Here is an 8373-nt window from a genome sequence, read left to right on the forward strand (position 1 = left end):
CCTAATACCTAAAACCCCCGACAGCTTCGCTGTCGGGGGTTTTTTATTGCCTGCAGGAAAGCGAGCAGATATGACCCTGTGATCAGGCGCACAGTTACGCTCGGTAAATAGCGTTAGCATTCCCTCAAGACTGGCAGAAAAAAAGACTAAAAAGCCAGCTTCAGAGACACTCATCAGTCATTCGATCATTGCCGTCAATAACAACAAACGGCGGGCAGGTATGGCTATGAGTACACGTAAAAGACTATTCCTCGCGCTGTCCATGGTGCTGTCTTCGGCTGCCCATGCAGATTTGCAGCCCATTTCTGATGCCGAGCTGTCCGAGGTGACAGGTCAGGCCTTTGTCTCCATAGACCGCCAGTACCATCCCGATCCCAACGAAAATACCTCCTATACCCGTGTCAATCTCGGTATGGATATCGAAATCCATACCAATGTTGATGTTCTCGAGATGGGGCGATATGAGCGAGCGGGTGAGAAGCAGGGTTCTTCCGATGTGCTGATCCGCGATTTTGCGCTCGGGTACATCAATAACCAGGCCTACTACAGCAAGAACCCTGATGCTCCGCGACAATATCGCCCCGATGGCTCAGCCTATGGCGAGAATGAGATTGTTCCGTTCATGATCGATAGCCCGTTCTTCGAGTTTGCCTTTGATGAAACCACCAATGAGGTGGTAGGTGTTCGCCTTGGCTTTGGCGAGTCCATGGGCATTCTTTCCGGAAAGATCGAAACGCTGACGGGCAACGTCAATGTCGACATCATCGATCGGGGTGAAGGGTTGCGGGAGGCTAACTCCACCGGCAATTTCTTCGACCAGTTGATTGTACTGCTCACCCCTTTGCTCGAATCGGGCAGTCCGCTCGCCACCAAGGCGCAGCTGGTCTATGGAGCGGAAGATGACCCGCGCATTGGCGAGCTTGATCCCATTCGTGCGGAGTATATCGGTATTCCGAACGGGGAAAAGTTCGTTCTTGAAGGTGCCGCCGGATTCACCCGCTGGTCTCTGAAGAACCTGATTGGCTGGGGATCCAGTTCGGAGATTGAGGTGCCGGATTGTTCCTTCTTCAGCTGCGGTGCTGGTGACATCTATGTCTATGCCCAGGATTGCATGGTGCTGGGAATAGACTCCTGCTTTGATCTGGATATTTACAACAGTTTCCCGATTGGCCAGGTTGAGGAGGTCAATGGTGAGCGGCGAATTACCGGTCCCGCCGATGGCGCTTTTATTTCGTTTCAGACCAAAGATCTGGATTGGCTCAAGGACGTCAAGAAAACCGATATCACGGTGGAGGACTTTATTCGGGCGACGTCCGGTGCATTCTTCAATATCCCCAATGGCGCCACCGAGGTAAACCTGAATGAGGCGTTGTACGGCACGGACCGTTATCGGACTGAGTACATAGACCGTGGCCGGGGGCTGTTCTGATGAGAGGATTTGGGTTCTGCAACTTCCCCTGCACTTCAATGTTGTCGTTAGCGCTCTTGTGGTCTTTGCCCCTCCAGGCTGAGATGGTGACTCTTAATGAGTCCGAGATGTCCGAGATCGATGGCGCCGGCATAGGCCTGGTTCTCGATAACTTTGCCTTCTCCCATGGAACCGACGCGCCGGATGCCAATGGCAACCAGGCCCGTATATTCCGAATCACGGGCATCAAAAGCACGGACGGGCAGGACGTGGATATCACCGTGAATCACTTGTACATCGCGGGCGCTGATTCCGCCTATGGTCAGAATCTGACCCCGGTCAACCTGGGGCGTTTACTGCATCCCTGGCGAATTGACGTGGTGGATGGCAACACGATCGGGGTCAGAGATAAATCGGTGTTGGAAATCGCCGCGCCCTCGATGCTCAGTGCGGCCGAGGGTTACGATTGCCTGGGTGGCTCAGCGGCTGCCGGAAGCGGTACCTGTTCAAGCCGCCCCGCAACTGAATCCTGGATCGGCGAGCGAGCCGATATGGGAATGCAGATGAATGTCGCGGTGGGTGACGACCGCTCTGCCAACCTGAATATCCATGCTAAAAGTGCCGTAATTGACGGCAGCTACCTGCGTCTCTGGGGTGATGACGCGCGCCAGCAAATGGCCGGCCAGTTCAAGCTGAACTTCTACTCTCCGGAGTTGACCATCAACGCCTGTACTCAGGATGGCAGCGAGTGTGGCTCCCGCATCACCATGTCCGATTTTGTCCTTCAACTGGCGATCGGTAACGAGCTTCAGCCTGTGTTTTTTGATGTCGACGGTACGGGTAATTTCGTGCTGGAGGTTGATGCTATTACTGCACCGGCACCCGGGCAGATTGCCGCCAATGGGCTTCGGGATGGCAGTGATACCGCAACCTGGGACTTCTATGAAGCCTATTACACCAATCCGGAATACCGGAGCAATCTCCGGATTGGCAACTTTGGTGTCGGTGACCGGGATTTTGGCTCCGCCCGCATCGAAGGAATGCTCATTCAGCACCTGGAAATCAGAACCAAGGACTTGGCGCCATGATCCGTCTGACTTGTTGTTCAGCTACCCGGTTTTGCCTGCTCTTTACGGCCCTGCTTCCCGCCTTGGCGTATTCCGAGATGTCGCCGCTCGCGGACGAGGCCCTGGCTGATATCTCCGGTCAGGGGGGGATCTATCTGTCTGGCGATATCAGCATCAACGAAATGGGAGGTCCGGTTCAGAACAACTACTTTGGCCGGTGTGACGAGGCAGATAAGAAATGCGGTGCTCGCTTTGCCTATCGGCTGAAGCAGGATGGCGGATGGATGGTACTGGATGAAATTCGGGGGATGTTCGCCTTTGAGGGTCTGACCCTGAGGGTGCGTTCGATCGATTCCGGCTTTGGGGGGGATGGTGCACTCTTTGACCGTGATGTGATTGAGCTGGGCTTGCCAAATGTTGTCCGGTTTTCTGACGTACAGTTCAAAATCGCTTCCAGTAGCACGCCACGACCAACTGACCCCGGCTTTCAGCAAACCGACATCTTTGCGGTGGAAATGCAGGGGGACGTGATCATGCAGGGTAACCTTCTGGTTTTTCCGGATGGAACCCCTTAGCCAGGAGGCATCATGACTCGTAAGCTTTCCGGAATCCTGCCCCTGAGTACGGTCGTCCTGGGCCTGGGCAGCTATTCGATGATAACCGCTGCAGATCTCCAGAGCCTTGATGACCGGGCGCTGTCTGAGATACGAGGCCAGAGCGGGATTACCATCGAAACTGACCTGACCATGGCCGCCGACAAGCTTTCCTATTACGACGATGGAAAGGGCGTCCATCTGGAAGGTATGCGTGTGGGTTCCTCCGAGGTGCCCGGGCAGGGCGCATTTCACCGAACCAGGATCGACATTGGCAGCGATGCCGCGTTGAATCTTGAATACCTGGTGGAAGACCGGCGGGTCGAATTCTCGGACATTAGGCTGGCCGGCGCGCCGGGTGTCAGCATGGGGGGTATTTTCTTTGACCATAGCCTTCAAGGCACCTTGAGCCTGCGCCAGCAGACCGCTGGTGGAAATGGCTATGAATTTGATTCCGCGTACACCATGACGGGCGGCCGCCTGGGCTACAGAACCAACGGCAATTCGGTGTTTCTGGACGATATTACGATGTCCGTTGAGGCCTTGGGGGTAACTCTGGAAAGGGTGGGCCAGACCCTGGAACTGACGGCTCCCAGAGTGACTGGTAGCTGGCAGGTCGGTGCTATTCGATATTCCAGCGATCCTGCGATATATGGCCGTAGCACCAATAGTAACGGTGACCTGTTGCCCAGCTATGGCGGTCTCTCTGGCCAGTACGAACTCTCCTCAACGACCGATATATCCGCAGGAGGCCGCGCAGGGGAGGGTTTGAGGTTTGATAACGAGACAACCATTCATAGCGCGTCTTTCCTCTATCACGATGATGGTCATTCCCTCGCCTTGAGAGACATCACTGGCGCCTACCGTATTCAGGATCTGCGCCTGGATGTGGATCAGGACTGGCGGGGCCGTCCGGCAGTGGGTTTAACGCTTGGGCGAATGGAAGGCGAGTTTGAGGTCGGAGCCATTGAGATTGGCGGTGCTGGTAAGAGCTTTGGGGCCTTCAACCTGAGCTTTCTGTTGGAAGACCAGGTATTTGGTGGTCGCAACTACACCAATGCGCTCTATCTGCAGGGCGGAGGCCATGCCGATGCCGGTGCCCAGGGTTTGAGACTGGCTGCTCAGTGGAGCCTCCGGCTTTCTGATCTGAGCTATACCGAGGACGGCAACAGGGTGATTATCAGTGGGCTTCAGTCCTGGGGGCAGGGCGATATCACCGTAAATGTCACCCGTGACGGTGTCCAGGGTGAAACCCGATTCTATGACGGTTTGCGTATTGGTTTCGAGGGGCTTAAGGCCGGTTACCGAATTAATGGTATGCGCGTTGGCAGTGATGACGCGCCATTGCAGGGTGGCACAGAGTTGTTGTTGGCGCTCGGCATCTATCCCGCCTACGACTTTACGCTGGACGGCCATATGACGCTCGGAGCCGGTGGCGCTTCCGGTGAGGGCCTGACGATTAATTCGGATATTCACATTCGTGACGGTCGTGCTGCAGTGATTGCCGCTCCTTATGACGAAGGTAACGGTGAGCAGCCCCAGAAAGGTCTCTGGCTGACCGATATGACCTATGATGGTCATGTTCGTAACATGACTCTGGATGTTACCGATGAAGGATTGGCGCTGGCAACGGAAGAGTCCTGGAGCACCATGGATATCGGCAATGTCCGGATCGGTAATGGGGTCGATGGAGAGAGCCTTGGGCGTTTGAAGATCCAGCGTTTTGAACAGGGAAGCACGACGTTGATCAAGCCTGGTGGTGCCGGCAACGTCTGTGTGGGTGGCGCTGGTGCGTCGGCCTCGGCCTGTTCGGCATCGGGCGGTGAGTGGGAAATGCGGGGCGAGGAAGGTGTCACGATCGAGATGAAGAACATCCTCGCCCGTGCTCAGAGCAGCGAGAAGCGGAATTCGCTGTTGTGGGAAACCAATCGGACCGTCGATGGCCAGGGGCGGGCCGTGAATGGTTCCGGAACCCGCCTGGTTCTGGACAATATTTACACGAGTGACGGTGGTGATTTCGATGGTGATGGCGTCGACGACAATACCTACGGTATTCAAACCGATCTATCCGTTGACGTTTACCAGACCCGAGTCGTGAAGAAAGAAAATGGAGCGGACTCGCTGGGGGTGAATGGCGCCCGTGGAGATGAAAAGATTATGGATGCCTCGGCCCCCCAGGGTTATCGGTATGTGTCCTCTCCTTCGGAGGCTGATCGCCTGAACCGTCCACTGGGATTCGCGGTCAAGGCGGAAACCCGTTTCAAGGAACTGACCATAAATAATATCGATCTGGTTCATCCTGTGGGTGGCGCCCAGACCGCCGTGTTCGGCGCCGTGCTGCAGAACGTGAATATTCGCGCAAACCTGACCGCGACACCTATCCCCTGACGTCGCGACCGGTAAAGGGGCAAGGCCAGTGCTGCCCCTTTGCTTTTCAATCCCCTCCTGTTGTTTAATCCGGGCTTGTTTATTCCCCGTCTGGAAGCTCATTGATGAAATCCAATGCATTGCTGTCCCTGCTCAGTGATCGTGAAATCCATTCCGGTGAATCGCTGGCCCAGAAGCTGGGCGTTTCCCGGACGGCGGTGTGGAAGCATATCCGCAAGGCTATCGCCGACGGAACTGACATACGGACCATTCGCGGGCAGGGTTACCAGCTGGTGTCCGCACTGGACCTGCTTGACCGTGACATCATTCTTGGTCAGCTCAATGCTTCGGTTCGAGAGCGGATACAGCTCACTGTTCTGGATGAAGTGGATTCCACAAACGCCGAGGTTGCGCGCCTACTGACGTCGGCGCCACTCCCGGTGGTGTTATCTGACTGTCAGACGTCCGGCCGTGGTCGAAGAGGTCGGAACTGGGCCAGCCCCAAGGGCCAGAACCTCTACCTGAGCCTTGGGTTGTCGATAAAAGGTGGGTTCTCGGCCCTGGATGGCCTCAGTCTGGCCCTGGGCGTTGCCGTCGCCAATGCCATTGAGCAGGTAGGGGGCGGTGAGGTAGGGCTCAAGTGGCCCAATGACCTGTTTGCCCAGGGCCAGAAATTTGGTGGGATCCTGGTAGAAATCCAGGGCGAACTCCAGGAAGGTTGTGTTCAGGTGATCGCAGGAATCGGTATCAACGTGCATATGACTCAAGCTGAAGACGTTGATCAGCCCTGGACGAGCCTGGACAAGCGTTGGCCAGACCAGGCCTGGGTTCGCAACCAACTCGCTGCCGGGATGATTACTCACATTCTGGCAGCAGTGACAGAATTTGAGGCTGGCGGCTTCCGGCAATTCCGGGAGCGCTGGCAGCGCCGTGATATCTTTAACGGCCTGCCCCTCGTCACCCGTGACGGTGAATTAAAGGGCGTGGGAGGCGGTATCGACGAAACCGGGAACTACCTCCTGAAAACAGCAGAGGGCGAAATACCGGTGCGGGCGGGCGATATCAGTTTGCGGGTGTCTGAATGATTTTGTTGATTGACGCTGGTAATACCCGCCTGAAATGGCGACTGACTGGAACAGGCGGCCCTCTTGAAGGGGCAGCGGTCATGGCAGATGCTGAGCCCCTGATCGGACTTTCAGGCTACTGGTCTGACATTGACAGAATTCTGGTGTCGACGGTGGCCTCGGAAAGCGCCCGCGCGCAACTTCATGAACTGTTGCTTGCCCGGGCCAAGGTGCCTGTTGAATATTGCTGGGCTGAGTCGACGCGCGATGGCCTGTCCAATTCCTATGGGGATGTGTCGCGCATGGGGGCTGATCGATGGCATGCCATGCTGGCAGGCTGGGTCAGGTGTAAGGCTTCTTTCGCCGTTGTCGATGCTGGTAGCGCCGTCACCGTGGACTATGTGAATGCCGGCGGGCGACACCTCGGTGGCTACATTCTTCCTGGGCTCCAGATGATGCGCCGTAGTCTGAAAGTGGATGCGGCACGAATTGGATTTGAGCAGAGTGAGCAACTCGACACCCGCCCGGGACAATCGACCGGCGAATGCGTCAACCACGGTCTGGCCTGGCTCACCGAGGCCCTTGTCCAGGGGATTCATCGCGATGCAAAAGCCTTTGGACTCTCTGCGATCTATCTGACCGGTGGCGATGCCCGGCGTTTGCAGGCCCTTGGTCTTGAGGCAAACGTAGTTGAGGGTATGGTGCTTGACGGTCTTGAGCGAATCGCCAGCGCGGGCGTTCTGTGATGAAGTGGCTGGCGTTTCTGTTGGCAGCTCTCAATCTGGCCGTTTGGTTTGTGCCGGCCTGGATCGAGCCATCCCGTTATGTCGGCGTTTCATCTGGAACCCTGCCACGTGTCTCCAGTCTGAAAGTGGCTTCCGAGACCATGGAGAGCCTCTCCCGGGAAGAGAGTTGTCTACGGATAACGCTCGGAATGTTTGATGCGAGGGATGACGCCGAGAATGTGGCGGCCGGTCTCAAGCATAAAGTCGGCATTGTTGAGGTTGAGAAGGAGTTACCGCCCCTGCATTGGGTATTGATTCCTCCGCAGCCGCCGGAAGCAGCGCGAGCCCAGTTCCGTGAGCTCTATCTTCAGGGCGTGGAATCGTACATTGTTTCCCGTGGAGAGTACCGTAACGCCATTTCCCTGGGGCTGTTCGAATCCCTTGAGGCTGCGCAATCGGTAATGGCAGAAAAAAAACAGGCAAATCTGAATGTAGTGCTGGCCAAGTTCCCTCGAAATCGTTTAGGATACGCGCTCGTTTTTGAGGTTGAATCCATGGCAGAAAGTGAATGGGTTCAAGCGGTTGAAGCGGAAACCGGTTACGAGTTCGATTTCGTTGAAAGCAATGCTTGTGAAGGTGTTGCAAGGCCGGAAAAAAATCCGTAGTATACCGCCCTCGCTGAACAGGCGAATGTGAGCTGGCGTAGCTCAGTTGGTAGAGCAGCTGACTTGTAATCAGCAGGTCGGGGGTTCGATTCCGTCCGCCAGCTCCACTTTAAGTTTTAAGCAGGTTCGCTTTTGCGGATTTGTTCGGGAGGGGTTCCCGAGTGGCCAAAGGGATCAGACTGTAAATCTGACGCGAAAGCTTCGCAGGTTCGAATCCTGCCCCCTCCACCACTAATTGCTCGCGGGCATCGTATAGTGGCTATTACCTCAGCCTTCCAAGCTGATGACGCGGGTTCGATTCCCGCTGCCCGCTCCAATTTGGTTTTAATGCTCATGTAGCTCAGTCGGTAGAGCACATCCTTGGTAAGGATGAGGTCACCGGTTCAATTCCGGTCATGAGCTCCATTTTTTATCCGGTCAACGTTGCGATCCTGGTTGATTAGGGAGATTGGTCGAAATGTCTAAAGCAAAGTTTGAGCGTAAC

At 55.7% G+C, this 8373-nt stretch carries 7 protein-coding genes and 4 tRNA genes; all 11 read left to right on the forward strand.

Going from position 1 to position 8373, the window contains the following annotated elements:
* The first annotated feature begins 226 nt into the window (after positions 1–226).
* On the forward strand, positions 227–1429 hold the full coding sequence (locus tag Q675_RS35320) for a DUF6160 family protein (RefSeq protein WP_023012021.1): 1203 nt from the start codon (positions 227–229) through the stop codon (positions 1427–1429).
* Positions 1430–1536: 107 nt separating this feature from the next.
* Entirely contained in the window at positions 1537–2496 is a 960-nt protein-coding gene (locus Q675_RS35325) for a hypothetical protein (protein WP_023012022.1), read from the forward strand.
* Positions 2493–3050 (forward strand): hypothetical protein, encoded by a 558-nt coding sequence (locus Q675_RS35330; protein WP_023012023.1) that lies wholly within the window; start codon positions 2493–2495, stop codon positions 3048–3050. The genes Q675_RS35325 and Q675_RS35330 overlap by 4 nt, the downstream gene beginning before the upstream one ends.
* 12 nt (positions 3051–3062) lie before the next feature.
* A complete protein-coding gene (locus Q675_RS35335) occupies positions 3063–5456 on the forward strand; it encodes a DUF6160 family protein (RefSeq protein WP_023012024.1) in 2394 nt (797 codons plus the stop codon).
* Positions 5457–5560: 104 nt separating this feature from the next.
* Positions 5561–6520: a biotin--[acetyl-CoA-carboxylase] ligase gene (locus tag Q675_RS35340; RefSeq protein ID WP_023012025.1), complete on the forward strand. Its 960-nt coding sequence runs from the start codon at positions 5561–5563 to the stop codon at positions 6518–6520.
* On the forward strand, positions 6517–7245 hold the full coding sequence (locus tag Q675_RS35345; RefSeq protein ID WP_023012026.1) for a type III pantothenate kinase: 729 nt from the start codon (positions 6517–6519) through the stop codon (positions 7243–7245). Before Q675_RS35340 ends, Q675_RS35345 begins: the two co-directional genes overlap by 4 nt.
* The gene (locus Q675_RS35350; protein WP_023012027.1) at positions 7245–7889 is read left to right on the forward strand and encodes a hypothetical protein; all 645 of its coding nucleotides are present in this window, start codon (positions 7245–7247) and stop codon (positions 7887–7889) included. The genes Q675_RS35345 and Q675_RS35350 overlap by 1 nt, the downstream gene beginning before the upstream one ends.
* 31 nt (positions 7890–7920) lie before the next feature.
* Positions 7921–7996: transfer RNA gene (locus Q675_RS35355), tRNA-Thr, on the forward strand.
* A gap of 40 nt (positions 7997–8036) precedes the next feature.
* Positions 8037–8120: transfer RNA gene (locus tag Q675_RS35360), tRNA-Tyr, on the forward strand.
* Positions 8121–8130: 10 nt separating this feature from the next.
* Positions 8131–8205: transfer RNA gene (locus Q675_RS35365), tRNA-Gly, on the forward strand.
* Between the two features lie 13 nt (positions 8206–8218).
* Positions 8219–8294, forward strand: a tRNA-Thr gene (locus Q675_RS35370).
* The last annotated feature ends 79 nt before the right edge of the window (positions 8295–8373 follow it).

The organism is Marinobacter sp. EN3 (assembly GCF_000475315.1).
Classification (GTDB): Bacteria; Pseudomonadota; Gammaproteobacteria; order Pseudomonadales; family Oleiphilaceae; genus Marinobacter; species Marinobacter nauticus.

What these genes read in the sequence shown, in the direction of transcription:
- Q675_RS35320 (WP_023012021.1), top strand. Translation starts at nt 227, where the DNA reads ATGAGTACACGTAAAAGACTATTCCTCGCGCTGTCCATGGTGCTGTCT.
- Q675_RS35325 (WP_023012022.1), top strand. Translation starts at nt 1,537, where the DNA reads ATGTCCGAGATCGATGGCGCCGGCATAGGCCTGGTTCTCGATAACTTT.
- Q675_RS35330 (WP_023012023.1), top strand. Translation starts at nt 2,493, where the DNA reads ATGATCCGTCTGACTTGTTGTTCAGCTACCCGGTTTTGCCTGCTCTTT.
- Q675_RS35335 (WP_023012024.1), top strand. Translation starts at nt 3,063, where the DNA reads ATGACTCGTAAGCTTTCCGGAATCCTGCCCCTGAGTACGGTCGTCCTG.
- Q675_RS35340 (WP_023012025.1), top strand. Translation starts at nt 5,561, where the DNA reads ATGAAATCCAATGCATTGCTGTCCCTGCTCAGTGATCGTGAAATCCAT.
- Q675_RS35345 (WP_023012026.1), top strand. Translation starts at nt 6,517, where the DNA reads ATGATTTTGTTGATTGACGCTGGTAATACCCGCCTGAAATGGCGACTG.
- Q675_RS35350 (WP_023012027.1), top strand. Translation starts at nt 7,245, where the DNA reads ATGAAGTGGCTGGCGTTTCTGTTGGCAGCTCTCAATCTGGCCGTTTGG.